A 17,715-nucleotide genomic window follows, 5' to 3' on the forward strand; every position below is an offset into this window, starting at 1 on the left:
CCTGCCGCGTGGCGCCACGCACCACCGCCTGGTGCCCCGCGCCACCTGGCACCACCACGCCGACGTCGTCGTTCAAGGAGGGCCCCGTGACCAGCACGGCCGACCCGCACAGGGCACCCGCAGCCAAGCGGGACCGCACGCACTACCTCTACATCGCCGTCATCGGCGCCGTGCTGCTCGGCATCGCCGTCGGCTTCATCTGGCCGGACTTCGCCAAGGAGCTGAAGCCGGTCGGCACCGGCTTCGTGAACCTGATCAAGATGATGATCTCGCCGATCATCTTCTGCACGATCGTGCTCGGCGTGGGCTCGGTGCGCAAGGCCGCCAAGGTCGGCAAGGTGGGCGGGCTCGCGCTCGCCTACTTCGTCGCGATGTCGGTCGTCGCGCTCGCCATCGGCCTGCTTGTCGGCAACATCCTGCACCCCGGTTCGGGCATCGACCTCGCCGACTCCGACAAGGGCGCGGGCCACGAGGCGGCCGACGAGGCCAACAAGGGCCTCGTCGACTTCGCGCTCGGCATCATCCCCAAGACGCTGGTCTCCGCCTTCACCGAGGGCGAGGTGCTCCAGACGCTGCTCGTCGCGCTGCTCGTGGGCTTCGCGCTCCAGGCGATGGGGCGCTCCGGTGAGCCGGTGCTGCGCGGCGTCGAGCACATCCAGAAGCTCGTCTTCCGCGTGCTCGGCATGATCATGTGGGCGGCTCCGGTGGGCGCGTTCGGCGCGATCGCGGCCGTCATCGGCGAGACCGGCGTCGACGCGCTCAAGGCGCTCGCCACGATCATGATCGGCTTCTACGTCACCTGCGCCCTGTTCATCGTGCTCGTACTCGGCACATTGGCGCGGACGGTGGCCGGAGTGAACCTCTTCAAGCTCCTGAAGTACCTGGGCCGCGAGTTCCTGCTGATCCTCTCCACGTCGTCCTCGGAGTCCGCGCTGCCGCGGCTCATCGCGAAGATGGAGCACCTCGGGGTCAGCCGCCCGGTCGTCGGCATCACGGTCCCGACCGGCTACTCGTTCAACCTCGACGGCACCATGATCTACCTGACCATGGCCTCGCTCTTCATCGCCGAGGCCATGGACCAGCCGCTCGGCATCGGCGAGCAGATCTCGCTGCTGCTCTTCATGATGATCGCGTCCAAGGGCGCGGCGGGTGTCTCCGGTTCGGGCATCGCGGTCCTCGCGAGCGGCCTCCAGTCGCACAAGCCGGCCCTGGTCGACGGCGTCGGCCTGATCATCGGCGTGGACCGCTTCATGAGCGAGGCCCGCGCCCTCACCAACTTCGCGGGCAACGCGGTGGCCACGCTGCTGATCGGCACCTGGACCAAGGAGGTCGACAAGGAACGGGTCGCCGCGGTACTCGCCGGTCAACTGCCGTTCGACGAGCGTACGTTGGTTGACGACGGGCATGGCGCCGAGGTGCCGGACGCCGCGGCTTCCGTACCGGAGGGGCGCAGCGAGGGCGGCAAGGAGCCGGCGAAGGTCTAGGGCCTGTCCGGCGGATCATGCCGCGGGCCGCGGGGCCTGGCACTTCCCCAAGCTCTCGGCTTCGCTCGAGCAGGGGAGACCCCATCACTGCGGCGTTGTCGGATGATCCGGCGGGTCCGGTCCACGGGAACGCCCGCCGAGAGCAGGGCCGTCGACGCGGCGGCCCTGCCCGCGTCGCCCGGGGCGAGGAGGCCGTCGTTCACCGCCTCCATCAGGCCGAAGAGCTGCTGCTCATGGACGTACGCGAGCGCGGCGGGCGGCAGCGGTGAGGCGAACGAGCCGTCCGCCAGGCCGACCCGCAGCACGTCCACGCATTCCTCGCGGACCGGCGCCAGACGCTGTCGGATGCCTTCCATCGCGACGCTGCGCTGGGCGAGGCCGACCAGGAGGCGGTAGCCGTCGGCGATCGCCCACACGGCGAGCATGGAGTGGGCGAGGGATTCGGCGGGGTCGTCCGACTGGGCCCGCCCCGAGGCGTGGGCGGCGGCGACCGCCTCGACGGCGCCGTCGATGAGCGCGCCGACCAGCGCCTCCCGGCTGGGGAAGTGGCCGTACACCGTCCTGCGCACGACGCCCGCGGCGCGCGCGATCTGGTCCATGGACGCGTCCGGATCGCGAAGGAGTTCGCTGAGAGCGACCTCCAGGATGCGGCGGCGGTTGGCGTCGGCTCGGCTCATGGGCTCCATTTTGCACGCGGCTTCCCGAGCGCTGCCCCACGACCGTTTTGCACAGCTGTGTGCAGTGGCGTAAGTTGCACACCAGTGTGTAATTGCACAGTGTTGTGCAAGGTCACCGGGAAGCAAGAACGCGCAGCAGCAGGGAAGGGTGAGACTTCGGTGGCTCTAGTCATGAAGCAGCCGGTCGAGGAGATGAAGGGGCCGTACGCGCGCCGCTGGTGGGCGCTGGGGGTGCTCTGCCTGAGCCTGCTGATCATCGTCATGGCGAACACGGCGCTGACCGTCGCCGCCCCCGACATGACCAAGGACCTCGGCCTCTCCAGCTCCGACCTCCAGTGGGTCATCGACGGCTACACCGTCCCGTACGCGGCACTGATGCTGCTGCTCGGCGCGATCGGCGACAAGTACAGCCGGCGCGGCGCCCTCGTCCTCGGCCTTGTCGTCTTCGGCGCGGGCTCCGTCGCGGGCTCGCTGGTCGACAGCTCCGCGGGCGTCATCGCCTCCCGCGCCGTGATGGGCTTCGGCGCGGCCATGATCATGCCGGCCACGCTCTCGCTGCTCGCGGCGACGTTCCCGAAGGGGGAGCGGGCCAAGGCCATCGTGCTGTGGACCGCCACCGCGGGCCTCGCGATCGCCGCGGGTCCGCTGGTCGCGGGCGCGCTCCTGGAGGACCACGGCTGGTCCTCGACCTTCCTGATCAACGTGCCGGTGGCCGCGCTCGCCATCGTCGGCGCCTTCGTGCTCATCCCGCCGTCCAAGGCCGGGCACCACGACCGCATCGACTACGTCGGCGGGCTGCTCTCCGTCGTCTGGACCGGCGCGCTGGTCTACATGATCATCCAGGGTCCGCACTTCGGCTGGGACGCCAAGGCGATCTCCGCGGCCGTCGTCGCGGGCGTGGGTCTGGTGGCCTTCGTCGCCTGGGAGCTGCGGTACCCGCACCCGATCCTGAACGTCCGCCGCTTCCTCGACCGCCGCTTCGCCGGCTCGAACCTCGCGGTGGCGCTGTTCTTCCTCGCGGTCTTCGGCGCGTTCTACTACCTCACGCAGCACCTCCAGTTCGTGCTCGGCTACAACCCGCTGGAGACGGGCGTGCGCATGCTGCCGCTCGCGGGCGCGGTCTTCGTCGGCTCGGCGCTCACGGGCTTCCTGACCCCGCGCATCGGCATGAAGATCACCGTGACGGCGGGCATGGTCGCGGGCACGGTGGCGCTCGCGCTGCTCACCACGGTCGACGCCTCGTCCTCGTACGGGGACTTCGTGGCCCCGCTGATCGTCCTCGGTCTGGCCATCGGCCTCGCGCTGTCGCCCTGCACCGACGCGATCATGGGTGCGTTCCCGGAGTCCGAGCTGGGCGTCGGCGGCGCGGTCAACGACACCTCGCTGGAGCTGGGCGGCTCGCTCGGCATCGCGATCCTCGGCTCGGTGCTGGCCAGTTCGTACTCCTCCAAGCTTGAGGACGCGGCCTCGGCCTCCGGGACGAAGCTGCCGGACGGCACGCTGGACACCGCGCAGGACTCGGTCGGCGCGGGCTACGCGGTCGCCCAGGGCATCGGCGACAAGGCGCACGCGGCGGCGGAGAAGGCGGCCCACGCGGGCTCGCAGCAGGAGGCCGCGCAGCTGAAGGCGCAGGCGGAGCAGCTCGCGCAGGGCGCGGGCAAGATGGCGGACGCGGTCGGCTCCGCGTTCTCGGACGCGGTGGCGCACACGAGCCTGGTCGGCGCGGTGATCCTCGGGGTGGGGACGGTGCTGGTGGCGGTGCTGCTGCCGCGCAAGGGCAGTCCCGCAGACGCGTCCGCAGGCGCCTCCTCGGGCGCCTCGGAATCCTCCAAGCGGGAGTCGGCCGCGGCGCGGTAGTCACACGAAGCGCCTTCCGGCGCGGGCCCAAGGGGGCCGGGCTTCACTGCCCGGCCCCCTTTGTGCTGCCCGGGTGGCGGTCCCGTGCTGCCCGGCTGGCGGTCGTGGCGGCCCGGGTGGCGTCACTCCGAAAAAAGTTTCGGAATCCGTTGACACCACTCCAAGTGAAGTACTACGTTCTAACCACTTCAGCCGGAGTACAACAAGTAGCGCGCTTGTCGCCCGCTACTTTCCCGCGTCAGAGGAGCGAGATGCGAACCCAGAGCCAGTTCCGCGCCCAGGCCGCGTTCCAGCCCCGGAACGCGCAACCGCACCGGCCTTTCCCGCAGCCGGCCAAGCCCCGTTCCGTGCCGCGGCCGCGTCCGCTCCCCAAGCCGGGGAGCCGCAGCTGACCGGCACCGGACTCCGCGCCCTTCCGACCGACCACCACCGCTTCCCAGGAGCCGCCATGCGAAAGCTCGTCTACTTCATCGCCGCCACCCTCGACGGATACATCGCCGGCCCCGACGGCTCCGACCCCACCGGCCCCGACGGCTTCTGGCCCGTCGCCCAGGACTACGTCCAGCACCTCGCCCAGACGTACCCCGAGACTCTGCCCGACCCGGCCAGGAAGGCCCTCGGCATCACCGCCGAGGGCACCCACTTCGACACGATCCTCGAAGGCCGCAGGACCTACATGATCGGCGTGGACGCCGGGATCCCCGACTGCTACCCGCACCTGAGGCACCTGGTCTTCACCCGCACCCTCACCGAGAGCCCCGCCCCCGGCGTCGAGCTGGTCGCCACCGACCCCGTCGCCAAGGTGCGCGAGCTGAAGCGCGAGGAGGGCAAGGACATCTGGCTGTGCGGCGGCGGTGAGCTGGCCGGGGCCCTGCGCGGCGAGATCGACCGGCTGGTCGTCAAGCTGGCCCCCCTGACGGTCGGTTCGGGCACCCCGCTGTTCTCGCACAAGACCGCCTTCGAGCCCACGCTGTACGAGAGGACGGACGCCGTGCTCCTCGACAGCGGCACGATCTTCCTCACGTACGACAGGACGGCGGGCGAGGCGAGCTAGGGCCTGTCCGGCGGGTCATGCCGCGGGGCGCGGGGTCTGGCACTTCCCCAAGCTCTCGGCTTCGCTCGAGCAGGGGAGACCCCATCCAAGCTCTCGGCTTCGCTCGAGCAGGGGAGACCCCATCCAAGCTCTCGGCTTCGCTCGAGCAGGGGGCGCCCCCATCGCGTTGCCGCCCTCCTCCGCCGAGGTCCTACTGGCCCACGTGGTGGGCGGCGGTCGCGGGGCCCAGCCGGTGGCCCTCGCCCGCCGCCGCCCGCAGCAGTACGTCGGCCAGCTCGCCGGGCGTGGAGAGCATCGGCCAGTGCCCGGTGGCCAGTTCGAAGAAGGACGCGCGGGGGTCGGCGAGGTGCTGGACGAGCGGCAGACCCGACGCCACGAGGCCTTCGAGCGTGGCGATGTCCATCGTCCCGCCCGTGGTGCAGAAGACACCGGTCGCCGGGAGCGTGGTGACCGCGTCCGACACGGCGAGCTTCTGCTCGCAGGGGCCGACCGGCATCGGCGAGGCCAGGCGCGCGAGCCGGGCCAGCGCCTCGGGCGGGACACCCGCGAGATTCCCGTGCGCCCGCCACTCCTCCGGGGTCGGCGCCGGGAGCAGCCAGCCGTCCTCGGCCCGCTCCCGCATGCCGAGCATCCGCTCGCGCGCCTCCCCCTGGGGCATCTGCTCACGGATCTGGTCGAGCATGGAGTAACCGTCCTGCGGCATCGGCGAGTCCAGGTGGACGAGCCGGGAGATCCGGTCGAGCCGCCGATCGGCGGCGCCCACGGCCGGGTAGATCCCGTAGCAGTACCCGACGAGCACCACCTCGGGCGCGTCGACGTGGTCGATCGCCTGCGCCACGTCCTCAATGTGGGTCTCCAGATCCGTCCCCGGGGCCGCCAGATGCCTGCGGTCCCCCAGACCGGTGAGCGTCACCGCGTGCGCCTCGGCCCCCGCCGAGCGCAGCCGCGCCGTCACGTCCCGCCAGATCCAGCCTCCCGTATAACCGCCCGAGACCAGCACGAACGCCGTCATGATTCCTCCTGCTCAGTAGCAGCGGCAGTGGCAGCGGCCCCATAGGCCGCCCTCTCCGTCCGCCGCGCAATTGCCCGCGCGGCCCGGCCGGCCGGTCCTCCGCGCTCGCCCGTACGCTAGGAACTCCCCCTGAGGGAGGTTCAAGTCGTGACAGCAGACGGCCGGCCGGGGAGCCCGGGGCCCGCATCCGCCGGCGCCTGGAGCATCGGACAGCTCGCCGAGCGGGCCGGCGTCACCGTCAAGACCGTCCGGTTCTACTCCGACCGCGGACTGCTGCCCGAAGCCGCCCGCAGCACCGGCGGCCACCGCCGCTACGGCCCCGAGGCGCTCGACCGGCTGCGCCTCATCCGCTCCCTGCGCGGACTCGACCTGCCCGTCCCCGATGTGGGCCGCGTCCTCGACGAGGAGGACGCGCTGGAGGACGTCGTCGAGGCCCAACTGCGTGAGGTCGGGACGCGGTTGACCGCCCTGCGCTGGCGCGCGGCCGCCCTGTGCCTCCTGCGCGACAGCCCCGCGCACGAGCGCGCCGAGCGGCTGCGTCTGATCGGCGGGCTGAGCACCCCTCCGACCACGGCCGCGCTCGCCCGGTTCTGGCGGCTCTGGCTGCCCGCGCGGCTGCCCGCCCGCGTGGTGTCCGCCGTCGTCGAACAGGCGGTTCCGCAGCTGCCCGACGACCCCGCCCCGGAGCAGGTGCTCGCCTTCGCCCGGCTGCACGCGTTCGTCTCCGGGTCCTGCTTCGACTCGCGCCCGCGCGCCTTTGCCGACCACTGCCGGCCCGAGGCGCACCTGCCCGGCAAGGGCTACCGTCCCGCCGTGCTCTACGAGGCTCTCCCCGAGGCCTTCGCGCTCGCCTCGACCCCCCTGCGGGCGGGCCGGGCGCCCCACGGGGGCGAGGCGCTCGACTGCTTCGTCGCCGCACACGCCGCGGCGCTCAACGCCCGCGACACCGAGGGCTTTCGCCGGGAACTCGGCCGCATGCTCGCCGCCGAGCCCCGCATCGACCGCTACTGGCAACTCACCGCCGAGGTCATCAGCCCGCCCCGGACCCCACCCGAGCCGACCCCGGGCACCGCGGACAACTGGCTCCGCGCGGCCCTGCTCACCTCGACCGACTCGAACGGTGACGGCCGCTAGGACGGGTTCCGCGCGGCCCGGCTCGCCTCGGCCGTTTCCAACGGCCCCGGCTACTGGGGTGGTCTCCGCGCGGCCCAGCTCACCTCCGCCGACTGCAACGGTGACCGCTGCTCAGGCAAGACCCCGCCCGCTACGACCGCGTCCACACCGCCACGCGATCGACCACCATCGGGTGCCCCGGTTCCGTCGCCGGCGTCGGTGTCGCGCGGCCCGCGACGCCGTTCGGGAACGCGCCGCCCATCGCCACGTTCAGCAGGATGAAGTAACCCCCGTGGGACGTCATGTCGTGCCACGTCCTCGCCGAGAAGCGGTCCTGGCCGAGGGTGTGGTACCGCTCGCCGTCGACGTACCAGCGCAACTGGTTCGGCGTCACCGACCGGTCCCACTCGAAGCGGTACGTATGGAACGCCGACTGGCAGCTCGTGCCCGGGCAGGGGCGGCTCGCGCCGAGGCCCTGTGACTCGGCGCAGTCGCCGCCCGGGTTCACCCCGCAGTGCAGTACGCCCCAGACGGCGTTGACGCCGTTCACGTTCTCCATGACGTCGAACTCGCCGATGGAGGGCCAGTTCTGGTAGTTGCCGCGGTAGGGCGAGCCCAGCGCCCAGAACGCGGGCCAGTAGCCGAGCGCCGCGTCGCCGGTGACGCGGGGCATCCGGATGCGGGCCTCGATGGCCAGCACCCCGCCCTCGGGTGCCTTGAAGTCGGAGCGCCTCGATTCGATCCGCGCGGAGGTCCACCTGCCCGACGCGTCCCGGCGCGGGGTGATCCGCAGATGGCCCGCTCCGTCGGTGCTCAGGTTGTCCCGCGAGTCCGTGTACGTCTGGATCTCGCCCGTGCCCCAATCGGGCGGACCGCCGGGGTAGTTGTGGCCCAGGTCGACCTGCCAGTTCGCGGCGGAGGGCGCGGCGCCCGCCGGCCCGTTGAAGTCGTCGCTCCACTTCAGCGTCCAGCCGGGGCCGCGCGAGGGCACGTCACCGCGCGCCGAGCCGGGCAGCATCAGCGCCCCGAGCAGGCCGAGGGCGGCGAGGGCGGCCAGCAGCGGGGTCGTCCGGCGCGGGCGGCCGGCGGGCGCGGCCGCCGGCCGGGCCAAGACCGTGGGGATCGTGCTCATCGTGCACCTCCGTGGGGGCGGGAGTGTGGCGGTGAGAGCGCTCTCAGAATGGTGCTGCTGGTTTTGTAGTTGTAGCCGGGCGGCGCGTCAATGGCCCCGGTGCGTCGATTTCCCGAAGGCGGCGCACCGGCACCGCGCCTACGCGGCCTCAACTGCCGTCTGCCGTACGGTGGATGAATGAGCGTCATGGACGAGCCGGCCCCCACCGGAGTGCGTGTCGACTTCTGGTTCGACCCCGTCTGCCCGTACACGTGGATCACCTCGCGGTGGCTCCGCGAGGTGGAGCGGGTGCGGGACATCGCCGTGCGGTGGCGGGTGATGAGCCTGGCGGTCCTGAACGAGGGCCGGGACGTCGACCCGGAGGACCCCGAGGGGCTGTACGGGGAGTACCTGAAGGCGCACGGCCGGGTCTGCGCCGCGGTGCGCGAGCGGCACGGCAACGCGGCCCTCGGGCGGTACCTCGACGCCCTCGGGGTCCGGATCCACGAGCGGCAGGACTGGTCGGGCATGACGGCCGCGCTCGCCGAGGCGGGGCTGCCCGCGGACCTGGATGCCGTGGCGATGACCACGGAGTACGACGCCGTGGTGCGGGCCTCGCACGAGGCGGCCGTGGCGCTGGTGGGCGAGGACGTCGGCACGCCGGTCCTCGCCGTCGAGGGGGCGGGGGCGCTGTTCGGCCCCGTCGTGTCACCGGCTCCCAGGGGCGAGGCGGCCGGGCGGCTGTGGGACGGGGTGGTGCTGATGTCCGGGGTGGAGAGCTTCCACGAGTTCAAGCGGCCCTACGGCCCCCCGGACTTCGGCTGACGCCCTGCCGTGACCCCGCCCGCACCACTTACCTTTCGGTGCGTACCTGACTAAATAGTAGGTACTTGTGGCGAGTTGGGGCCGGAACGAGCATGGGGGTCATGACTGAACGCAACCCCCTCCCCGCCGTCACCGTCCTCGGCCTCGGCTCCATGGGGCAGGCCCTCGCCGGTGCCTTCGTGGACGCCGGCCACCCCACGACCATCTGGAACCGCTCGCCAGGCAAGGGCGACGAGCTGATGGCCCGCGGGGCCTCCCGCGCCGCCACCCCGGCCGACGCGGTCCGCGCCGGCGAGGTCGTCGTCGTATGCGTGCTCGACTACGACGCCGCGCAGAAGATCCTCGACCAGGTGACCGCCGCCGACCTCGCCGGGCGGGTCCTCGTGAACCTCACCTCCGACACCCCGGAGCGCGCCCGCGAGGCCGCCGCCCGCGCCGCGGAACTCGGCGTCGACTATCTGGACGGCGCGGTCATGGTGCCGGTCCCGATGATCGGGACGCCGGAAGCCCTGATCTTCCACAGCGGTTCGCGGTCCGCCTACGAGAAGTACGAGGGGACGCTCAAGGCCCTCGGCGGCCAGAGCGCCTACGTCGGCGAGGACCACGGGCTCGCCGCCGTCTTCGACCTCTCCGTGCTGGACTTCTTCTGGACCGCGATGCACGGCCTCGTGCACGGCTTCGCCCTCGCCGCCCGGGACGGGTGCGGGCCGCCGCCCTCGTCCCCTTCCTGAAGGCCAACGTGGCGCTCGTGGAGGGCGCCGTCGAACGCACCGCCGCCGACATCGACGCGGGCACCTACCCCGGTGTCGTGGACAACCTCGCCATGGAGGCCGAGGGCATCGAGCACATCGTCCACGCCGCCGAGCACCGCGGCCTGGACGCCACCGCGCTGCGCGGCGTCCTCACCGCGGCCCGCAGGGCGGTCGACCTGGGGCACGGCGCCGACACCTGGACCTCGACGATCGAGGGCATCCGCAACCCGGCCTGAGTCCCGTCCCGGAAGAACTCCTGGCCTTGACGCCCACGTCAAGGATTACCGTCGAGGCATGCGAATCGGCGAGCTGGCGGCGCGCGCGGGGACGACCACGCGGACGCTGCGCTACTACGAGTCCCGCGGGCTGCTGCCCGCGCGGCGCACCGGCAACGGGTACCGCACGTACGACGAGGACGACGTACGGCTCCTCGAGCAGATCAGGACCCTTCAGGACTTCGGGTTCGATCTGGAGGAGACCCGGCCCTTCGTGGAGTGTCTGCGCTCCGGTCATCCGGAGGGCGACTCGTGCCCCGCGTCACTCGCCGTATACCGCCGCAAGCTCACCGAACTCGACGCGCTGATCGGCGAGTTGAACGCGGTGCGCGCGCAGGTCGGGGCGCAGCTGACGCGCGCCGAGGCGGCACTGCCGGGCGGCCCCGAGCCGCGCTGCGAACTGACGGGATGAGGAGTGGAGTCAATGAGGGCAGCAGGCGTGGCCGAGGTGACGGACGCGGATTTCGAGGGGGAGGTGCTGCGGGAGCCGGGACGCCCGGTGCTCGTGGAGTTCACGGCGGACTGGTGCGGGCCGTGCCGGCAGCTGGCGCCGGTGCTGAGCGAACTGGCCCGCGAGGAGGCGGACCGGCTGAAGATCGTGCAGCTGGACGTGGACCGCAGTCCGCGGACCGCGATCGCGTACAAGGTGCTCTCCGCGCCGACCATGATCGTGTTCAAGGGCGGTGAGCCGGTGAAGCAGATGGTGGGCGCGCGGGCCAAGCGCAAGCTCCTCGCGGACCTGGCCGACGTGCTCTGACACGCCGCGGGGACGTGCTACGGCACCCGCGTACGGAAGAGAAATGCCCCGGACGAATTGACGTCCGGGGCATTTCTCTGCGTATATTGGATTCTTTCGCGAGGTCTCGCCCATTCGGGCATGACGGCTTCACGAAAAGCTTTATACGAGCACTGTAACTGGCGAGGGGCTGAATTGTCAACCGAGGAATTGCGGGAAGAGCAGCAATTCGTCTCCGGGCTGTATGCGCGCCTCGACGCGCTGCGCGAGGAGGCCGAAGCCGTCGTGCAGACGTCGTTGTCGCAGGTGGGCAACGGTCTCCAGGCACGCCTTGAGCGCGATGTGATGGTGGCGGAGCAGTCCGGTCTGCTCGCCTCCTTCGACGCGGGGGAGAACGGCCTCTGCTTCGGCAGGCTCGAATTCCGCGACGGCCGCGACCACCACATCGGACGCATCGGAATCCGCGCCTCCGACGACCGGCGCACTCCGCTGGTGATCGACTGGCGTGCCGATGTCGCGCGCCCCTTCTATCTCGCGACGGGCCATACGCCGATGGGGCTGCGGCGGCGCAGACACATCACCACCAAGGGGCGCGAGGTCACCGCCCTGCACGACGAGATCCTCGACCTCGGCGACCCGACCCGCACCGGCCACGAGGCCGCCGACGCCGACGAGGTGCTGCTCGCCGCGCTCGACTCGGCGCGCACCGGCCGCATGCACGACATCGTGCGGACCATCCAGGCCGAGCAGGACCGCATCATCCGCGCCCCGCACCGCGGCGTCCTCGTCGTCGAGGGCGGCCCCGGCACCGGCAAGACGGTCGTGGCCCTGCACCGCGCGGCCTTCCTGCTGTACGCGCACCGGGAACTGCTCGCCAAGCGGGCCGTACTGATCGTCGGCCCGAACCCCGCCTTCCTCGGCTACATCGGCGAGGTGCTGCCCTCGCTCGGCGAGACCGGCGTACTGCTCTCCACGGTCGGCGAGCTGTTCCCCGGCGTGACGGCGACCGGCACCGAGAGCCCGGGGGCGGCCGAGGTGAAGGGCCGCGCGGAGATGGCCGAGGTGCTCGCCGGGGCGGTCCGCGACCGGCAGAAGATCCCCGAGCCGGGCGAGCCGCTCATCGTCCCGCACGACGACGGCGACCTGATCCTGGACTGGACGATCGCCTACGAGGCACGGGAAGCGGCCCGCGAGGCGGACGTGCCGCACAACCTGGGCCGCCCCTACTTCGCGTTCCGGATCATCGACGCGCTGACCGAGCAGCTCACCGAACGCATCGGCGCCGACCCCTACGGAGGCCCCAACTTTTTGGGCCCCGACGACATCGCCCAGCTCGGCAAGGGCATCGCGGCCAGCCCCGAGGTCCACGCCGCCATCGAGGAGCTGTGGCCGACGCTGACCCCGCAGGAATTCCTCACCGGCTACCTGGAGGAGCCGACCGGCCTGGACGAGGAGGACGCGAAGGCGATCCGCCGCCCGCGCGGCGCGCCCTGGACGCCCGCCGACATCCCCCTGCTCGACGAGGCGGCCGAACTGCTCGGACACGACGACAGCGCCGAGCGGGCGGCGGCCGAGGCGGAGCGCGCCCGGCAGATCGCGTACGCGCAGGGCGTCCTCGACGTCTCGCGGGCCTCACGGACGTACGAGTTCGAGGACAAGGACGAGGACGACGCCGAGGTCCTGCTCGCCCACAACATCATCGACGCCGAGCGGATGGCCGAGCGGCAGGAGGAGGCCGACCACCGCAGCGCCGCCGAGCGCGCGGCGGCCGACCGCACCTGGGCGTTCGGGCACATCATCGTCGACGAGGCGCAGGAGCTGTCGGCGATGGCCTGGCGGCTGCTCATGCGGCGCTGCCCGACCCGCTCCATGACGCTCGTCGGCGACCCGGCGCAGACCGCGGAGGCCGGCGGCTGCGGATCGTGGGAGAACATCCTGCGGCCGTACGTCGAGGACCGCTGGGAGTACACCCGGCTCGGCGTCAACTACCGCACGCCCGTGGAGATCATGGAGGTGGCGGCGGAGGTGCCGCGTGCCGCGGGGAACCCCGACTTCCGGCCGCCCAGCTCGGTGCGGTCCACGGGCGTACGCCCCTGGGCGCGCCGCGCCGACGACGACGGCCTCGCCGCCGCCGTGGCCGACGCGGTGGCCGCCGAGGCGCGCGACGAGGGCCGCCTCGCGGTGATCGCCCCGCGCGACCTCCACCAGCGGCTCGCCGCCCGGCTTCCCGGGGTGACGGCCGAAGGGGCCCCGGACCTGACGCGGCCGGTCGTGCTGATCGACCCCCGGCAGGCCAAGGGCCTGGAGTTCGACACCGTCCTGGTCGTCGAGCCGTCGCGCTACGGGACGAGCGATCTGTACGTGGCCCTGACACGGGCCACCCAGCGGCTCGGCATCCTGCACACCGGGGAGCTGCCCGGCGCGCTCACACAGGTCGCAGCCACACCGTAGCCAGCGGCGGCAGGGTCAGGCGCAGCGTCGCGGGACGGCCGTGGGACGCCACCGGCTCCGGTTTGAGCGGGTCGGGGTTGGTGACGTCACTGCCGCCGTAGCGGGCCTCGTCCGTGTTGAGGACCTCCTGCCACGCCGCGAACTCGTCCGGCACGCCCAGGCGGTAGGCGTGCCGCACGACCGGTGCGAAGTGGGAGACGGCGAGCAGCGGGGTCCCGCCCCCGCCCTCGTCCGGGTAGCGCAGGAAGGCGAAGACGTTGTCCTCGGCGGCGTCGCCCTCCACCCAGGCGAAGCCGCCGGGGTCCGTGTCGCGCTCCCACAGGGCGCCCTCGCGCCGGTAGACGGTGTTCAGATCGCGTACGAGGTCCCGTACGCCCCGGTGGTCGGCCTCCGCGCCGTACGCCGGGTCGAGCAGCCACCAGTCCGGGCCGTGGCCCTCCGCCCACTCGGCGCCCTGCGCGAACTCCTGGCCCATGAAGAGCAGTTGCTTGCCGGGGTGGGCCCACATGAAGCCGAGGTAGGCGCGGTGGGTGGCGCGCTGCTGCCACCAGTCGCCGGGCATCTTGGAGACCAGCGACCGCTTGCCGTGCACCACTTCGTCGTGGGAGATGGGCAGGACGTAGTTCTCGCTGTACGCGTACACCATCGAGAACGTCATCTCGTTGTGGTGGTGCTTGCGGTGCACCGGCTCCTTGGAGACGTAGCCGAGGGAGTCGTGCATCCAGCCCATGTTCCACTTCAGGCCGAAGCCGAGGCCGCCGAAGCCTCCGGGCCCCTCGTGGTGGGTGGCCCGGGTCACGCCGTCCCAGGCGGTGGACTCCTCGGCGATGGTGACGACGCCGGGGCAGCGCCGGTAGACCGTGGCGTTCATCTCCTGGAGGAAGGCGACGGCGTCGAGGTTCTCGCGCCCGCCGTGGGCGTTCGGCGTCCACTCGCCGTGTTCGCGGGAGTAGTCCAGGTAGAGCATCGAGGCGACCGCGTCGACGCGCAGCCCGTCGATGTGGAACTCCTCGCACCAGTACGTGGCGTTTGCGACGAGGAAGTTGCGCACCTCCTTGCGGCCGTAGTCGAACTCCAGGGTGCCCCAGTCCGGATGCGCGGCACGCGCCGGGTCCTCGTGCTCGTACAGGGGCCGCCCGTCGAACTCGGCGAGCGCCCAGTCGTCCCGCGGGAAGTGCGCGGGCACCCAGTCCATCAGGACCCCGATCCCGGCGCGGTGCAGCGCGTCCACCAGGTACTTGAAGTCGTCGGGGGTGCCGAGGCGGGCGGTCGGCGCGTAGAAGCCGGTGACCTGATACCCCCAGGAGCCGCCGAAGGGGTGCTCGGCCACGGGCATCAGCTCGACGTGCGTGAAGCCCAGGTCGGCGACGTACGCGGGCAGCTGCTCGGCCAGCTGCCGGTAGGTCAAGCCGGGGCGCCAGGACGACAGGTGCACCTCGTACACCGAGAACGGCGCCTCGTGCGCGGGGCGTTCGGCGCGGCGGGCCAGCCAGTCCTGGTCGTGCCACTGGTGGTGCGAGACGTGTACGACGGAGGAGTTCGCGGGCGGCGTCTCCGTGCGGCGGGCCAGCGGGTCGGCGCGCAGCGTCTTCGAACCGTCGGGCCGGGTGATCTCGAACTTGTACAGCTCACCCTCACCGACCGAGGGCGCGAACAGCTCCCAGACGCCGGTGCCGCCGAGCGAGCGCATCGGGAAGCCGGTGCCGTCCCAGAAGTTGAAGCCGCCGACGACCCGTACACCCCGGGCGTTCGGCGCCCACACGGTGAAGCGGGTGCCGGTCGCGCCCTGGTGGGTCATCGGGCGGGCGCCCATCGCGTCCCACAGCCTCTCGTGCCGGCCCTCGCCGATCAGATGCAGTTCGAAGTCGCCGAGCGAGGGCAGGAAGCGGTACGCGTCGTGGATCTCCAGCTCCGCCTCCTCGTACGTGATGTGCAGCCGGTAGTCCTCGGGCGCCGCCTCCAGGGGCAGTACCGCCGAGAAGAACCCGTCGCCGTCGTCGCGCAGCTCGGCGCGGAGGTCCTTGGCGACGACCGCGACCGCCTTGGCGTAGGGCCGCAGCGCCCTGAAGGCCGTACCGCCGGGTACGGGGTGGGCCCCGAGGACGCCGTGCGGGTCGTGGTGGGTGCCCTCCAGGAGGCGGACGCGGTCGCCCTCGGGCACGGGGGAGACGGCGAGGGCCGGCGGGGGCGTCTTCGCGGCCGCCTTCCGCGGGGTCCGCGGGATCCGCGGAGTCCTCGGGGACTTCGCCGCGCGGGCCGCCGCGGCCGCCTTCGCCGTCCTCGCCGCCTCGGGGGTCGTTCCGCTCGGCGTCTTCTTCTGGGCCGGTGTCTTCCGCCCGCCCTTCGGGGCGGTCGTCCGCTCGGCGGGATCGACGGGATCCGGTTCCGGGGCGCGGGGTGCGGGAGGGGCGGGGGCGGGGGCTTCGGCGGGCGGTTTGCGGGGGCGGCGGGTCACGGAGGAGGCCTCCTTGTCGGAAGGGGGTGGTCAAAGGGCGGCGTCGGCGGAGCCGTCCCCGGCGAGGCGGCGCGCCGCGGCCAGCGGGACGGCCAGCCAGTCGGGGCGGTGGCGGGCCTCGTAGAGGACTTCGTAGACCGCCTTGTCCGTCTCGTGGGCGCGCAGCAGCACGGGGTCCGTGCGCGGGTCGAGGCCCGCGACGTCCGCGTACCCCACGCAGTACGCGGCCCGGCAGTCCGCGGCCCACTCCGCGGCCCACGGTTCGCCGGTGCACGCCGCGTAGTCGAAGGAGCGCAGCATGCCCGCGACGTCGCGGACCGGCGGCTGCGGCATGCGCCGCTCGGCGAGCGGTCGCGCGGGCTCGCCCTCGAAGTCGATGATCGACCAGTGGCCGTCGGGGGAGCGCAGGCACTGCCCCAGGTGCAGGTCGCCGTGGACGCGCTGGGCGGTCCACGACTGGCCCTCGCCGCCGAGGTCGGCGAGCGCCTCGAAGGCGGTGAGCAGCCCGGGGGCGTACGGCCGCAGCGCGGGGACCGCCTGTGCCGCCGCGGCCAGGCGCTGCGCCATGGCGTCCGCGACGCGCTGCACCTGGACCCGGCCCAGCGTGACGGTCGGCAGCGCGGCGGCGAGCGCCGCGTGCACCTCGGCCGTGGCGCGGCCGAGCGCCCGCGCCTCGCCGGTGAAGTCCTCGCCCTTGTCGAGCCTGCGCAGGGCCAGTTCCCACCCGTCCTCGGCGCCGGCCAGATAGGGCTGGAGCACCCCGAGGCCGCACGCCTCGTCGGCGGGGGCCGCGCCGGACGTCAGGTCGGCGAGGAACCACGCGGCGGGCGCGGGCACCCGTGCGCAGCCCTGCCGGGCCAGGTGCAGCGGAAGCTCCAGGTCGGGGTTGACGCCGGGCACGACGCGGCGGAACAGCTTGAGGATGAACGTATCGCCGTACACGATCGAGGAGTTGGACTGCTCGGCGGCGAGCGGGCGCGGGGTGAGTCCGGAGGGGATGCCCGCGCTCATGTCGCGTTCGAAGCGGAGCACGCCGTGCCGGCCCGGGATCCGCAGCCGCTCCAGGAGCAGCGCGGACAGCCGCGGGTCGTGCAGCGCCTCGTACACCGTCTGCCCGGCGAGGGGGCCCTCGGTGACGTGCCCGATGAGGGCGGAAGCCAGCTGCGGTGGCAGGGCGCGGCGCACTCCGATCAGCAACTGGTAGCAGTCGCCGGGCCGTTCGGCCGCCGCGGCTTCGAGGGGCGCGTCCTGTGCGGGGACGATCGGCTGGCGGATCCGCACGAGCAGGTGCAGCAGGCCCGCGGGTGAGCTGCGCGGCAGGAGTTCGGTCACCGCGACCGGTTCGAAGGCGCTGATCGGGCGGCCCTTTCCGGCGAACCACCGCTGCCGGGGCAGCCACTCGCGCAGCAGCGGGTCGAGCGAGGCGAGCAGCGCCGTGGCGTGCGCGGTGGGGCGGGTGGCGGCTTCCGACATGGCGTCGCGTCCTTTCCGCGTGGCGGACAAGGCAGAGTGCGGGAGTGCCGGTTGTGCGTAGGAGTGCCCAGGGCGGGGCGGTGGAAACCGCCCCGCGAGGTGTGGCGGCGCCGGAGCCTTACGACGGTTCCTTGCGCAGCCGGAACCAGTAGAAGCCGTGGCCCGCCAGCGTGAGGAGGTAGGGCAGTTCACCGATGGCCGGAAAGCGCACCCCGCCGATCAGCTCCACCGGGTGGCGTCCGTTGAAGGCTTGTAGATCGAGTTCGGTGGGCTGGGCGAAACGCGAGAAGTTGTGCACGCACAGCACGAGGTCGTCGCCCTCCTCCTCCGTCGGCGGCGCTTCCCTGAGGAAGGCGAGGACGGCGGGGTTGGTGGAGGGGAGTTCGGTGTAGGTGCCCAGGCCGAAGGCGGGGTTCTGTTTGCGGATCTCGATCATCCTG

General features: G+C 72.4%; 13 protein-coding genes and 2 pseudogenes. 9 read left to right on the top strand and 6 right to left on the bottom strand.

Annotated features, from left to right (window positions below):
* Positions 1 to 86: 86 nt before the first annotated feature.
* The gene (locus IG54_RS0126510) at positions 87 to 1,484 is read left to right on the top strand and encodes a cation:dicarboxylate symporter family transporter (RefSeq protein ID WP_030789517.1); all 1,398 of its coding nucleotides are present in this window, start codon (positions 87 to 89) and stop codon (positions 1,482 to 1,484) included.
* Here IG54_RS0126510 and IG54_RS0126515 read toward each other — a convergent pair.
* Complete coding sequence (locus IG54_RS0126515) at positions 1,481 to 2,161, bottom strand: TetR/AcrR family transcriptional regulator (RefSeq protein ID WP_234336353.1); 681 nt, start codon at positions 2,159 to 2,161, stop codon at positions 1,481 to 1,483. The two genes, IG54_RS0126510 and IG54_RS0126515, sit on opposite strands and share 4 nt — an antisense overlap.
* Positions 2,162 to 2,320: 159 nt before the next feature.
* On the opposite strand from IG54_RS0126515, the gene IG54_RS0126520 reads away from it, so the two are divergent.
* Entirely contained in the window at positions 2,321 to 4,018 is a 1,698-nt protein-coding gene (locus IG54_RS0126520; RefSeq protein ID WP_030789523.1) for an MFS transporter, read from the top strand.
* 448 nt (positions 4,019 to 4,466) lie between these two features.
* Positions 4,467 to 5,072 (top strand): dihydrofolate reductase family protein, encoded by a 606-nt coding sequence (locus tag IG54_RS0126525; protein WP_030789525.1) that lies wholly within the window; start codon positions 4,467 to 4,469, stop codon positions 5,070 to 5,072.
* A 190-nt stretch (positions 5,073 to 5,262) separates the two neighbouring features.
* Here the strand turns inward: IG54_RS0126525 and IG54_RS0126530 are convergent, their stop codons facing one another.
* Positions 5,263 to 6,084, bottom strand: coding sequence for an alpha/beta fold hydrolase (locus tag IG54_RS0126530; protein WP_030789527.1), 822 nt, complete (start codon positions 6,082 to 6,084; stop codon positions 5,263 to 5,265).
* Positions 6,085 to 6,231: 147 nt separating this feature from the next.
* Between IG54_RS0126530 and IG54_RS0126535 the strand changes: the two genes are divergently transcribed.
* Positions 6,232 to 7,218 (top strand): MerR family transcriptional regulator, encoded by a 987-nt coding sequence (locus tag IG54_RS0126535; RefSeq protein ID WP_051819983.1) that lies wholly within the window; start codon positions 6,232 to 6,234, stop codon positions 7,216 to 7,218.
* Between the two features lie 136 nt (positions 7,219 to 7,354).
* Here IG54_RS0126535 and IG54_RS0126540 read toward each other — a convergent pair.
* Positions 7,355 to 8,215: pseudogene (locus tag IG54_RS0126540) on the bottom strand (glycoside hydrolase family 16 protein); the annotation flags it as partial.
* Between the two features lie 300 nt (positions 8,216 to 8,515).
* Between IG54_RS0126540 and IG54_RS0126545 the strand changes: the two are divergent.
* The 5 genes and pseudogenes from IG54_RS0126545 to IG54_RS0126565 all read left to right on the top strand — a co-directional run bounded on the left by IG54_RS0126545 (position 8,516) and on the right by IG54_RS0126565 (position 13,347).
* Positions 8,516 to 9,133 carry a DsbA family protein gene (locus IG54_RS0126545; protein WP_030789534.1) on the top strand — a complete coding sequence of 206 codons (618 nt, stop codon included), beginning with the start codon at positions 8,516 to 8,518 and terminating at the stop codon, positions 9,131 to 9,133.
* A gap of 152 nt (positions 9,134 to 9,285) precedes the next feature.
* Positions 9,286 to 10,121: pseudogene (locus IG54_RS38305) on the top strand (NAD(P)-dependent oxidoreductase).
* 58 nt (positions 10,122 to 10,179) lie between these two features.
* Complete coding sequence (locus tag IG54_RS0126555; protein ID WP_030789536.1) at positions 10,180 to 10,572, top strand: MerR family transcriptional regulator; 393 nt, start codon at positions 10,180 to 10,182, stop codon at positions 10,570 to 10,572.
* A 12-nt stretch (positions 10,573 to 10,584) separates the two neighbouring features.
* Positions 10,585 to 10,917 carry a thioredoxin family protein gene (locus IG54_RS0126560; RefSeq protein ID WP_030789539.1) on the top strand — a complete coding sequence of 111 codons (333 nt, stop codon included), beginning with the start codon at positions 10,585 to 10,587 and terminating at the stop codon, positions 10,915 to 10,917.
* 189 nt (positions 10,918 to 11,106) lie between these two features.
* Complete coding sequence (locus IG54_RS0126565; RefSeq protein ID WP_234336355.1) at positions 11,107 to 13,347, top strand: HelD family protein; 2,241 nt, start codon at positions 11,107 to 11,109, stop codon at positions 13,345 to 13,347.
* On the opposite strand, the gene glgB is transcribed toward IG54_RS0126565, so the two are convergent.
* The 3 genes from glgB to IG54_RS0126580 all read right to left on the bottom strand — a co-directional run.
* Positions 13,322 to 15,802 carry a 1,4-alpha-glucan branching enzyme gene (gene glgB, locus IG54_RS0126570; RefSeq protein WP_078594533.1) on the bottom strand — a complete coding sequence of 827 codons (2,481 nt, stop codon included), beginning with the start codon at positions 15,800 to 15,802 and terminating at the stop codon, positions 13,322 to 13,324. The genes IG54_RS0126565 and glgB overlap by 26 nt on opposite strands.
* Before the next feature lie 30 nt (positions 15,803 to 15,832).
* On the bottom strand, positions 15,833 to 17,275 hold the full coding sequence (locus tag IG54_RS0126575; protein ID WP_030789548.1) for a maltokinase N-terminal cap-like domain-containing protein: 1,443 nt from the start codon (positions 17,273 to 17,275) through the stop codon (positions 15,833 to 15,835).
* A 118-nt stretch (positions 17,276 to 17,393) separates the two neighbouring features.
* Positions 17,394 to 17,715: alpha-glucosidase C-terminal domain-containing protein (locus tag IG54_RS0126580; RefSeq protein ID WP_199809594.1), on the bottom strand; the 322-nt coding region annotated here is incomplete at its 5' end.

The sequence above is a fragment of the Streptomyces sp. NRRL S-920 genome (assembly GCF_000717945.1).
Lineage (GTDB): Bacteria > Actinomycetota > Actinomycetes > Streptomycetales > Streptomycetaceae > Streptomyces > Streptomyces alboniger.

Coding starts and splice junctions, on each gene's coding strand:
- IG54_RS0126575 (WP_030789548.1), bottom strand. CDS start 17,275: ATGTCGGAAGCCGCCACCCGCCCCACCGCGCACGCCACGGCGCTGCTC.
- IG54_RS0126530 (WP_030789527.1), bottom strand. CDS start 6,084: ATGACGGCGTTCGTGCTGGTCTCGGGCGGTTATACGGGAGGCTGGATC.
- IG54_RS0126545 (WP_030789534.1), top strand. CDS start 8,516: ATGGACGAGCCGGCCCCCACCGGAGTGCGTGTCGACTTCTGGTTCGAC.
- IG54_RS0126525 (WP_030789525.1), top strand. CDS start 4,467: ATGCGAAAGCTCGTCTACTTCATCGCCGCCACCCTCGACGGATACATC.
- IG54_RS0126555 (WP_030789536.1), top strand. CDS start 10,180: ATGCGAATCGGCGAGCTGGCGGCGCGCGCGGGGACGACCACGCGGACG.
- IG54_RS0126560 (WP_030789539.1), top strand. CDS start 10,585: ATGAGGGCAGCAGGCGTGGCCGAGGTGACGGACGCGGATTTCGAGGGG.
- IG54_RS0126515 (WP_234336353.1), bottom strand. CDS start 2,161: ATGAGCCGAGCCGACGCCAACCGCCGCCGCATCCTGGAGGTCGCTCTC.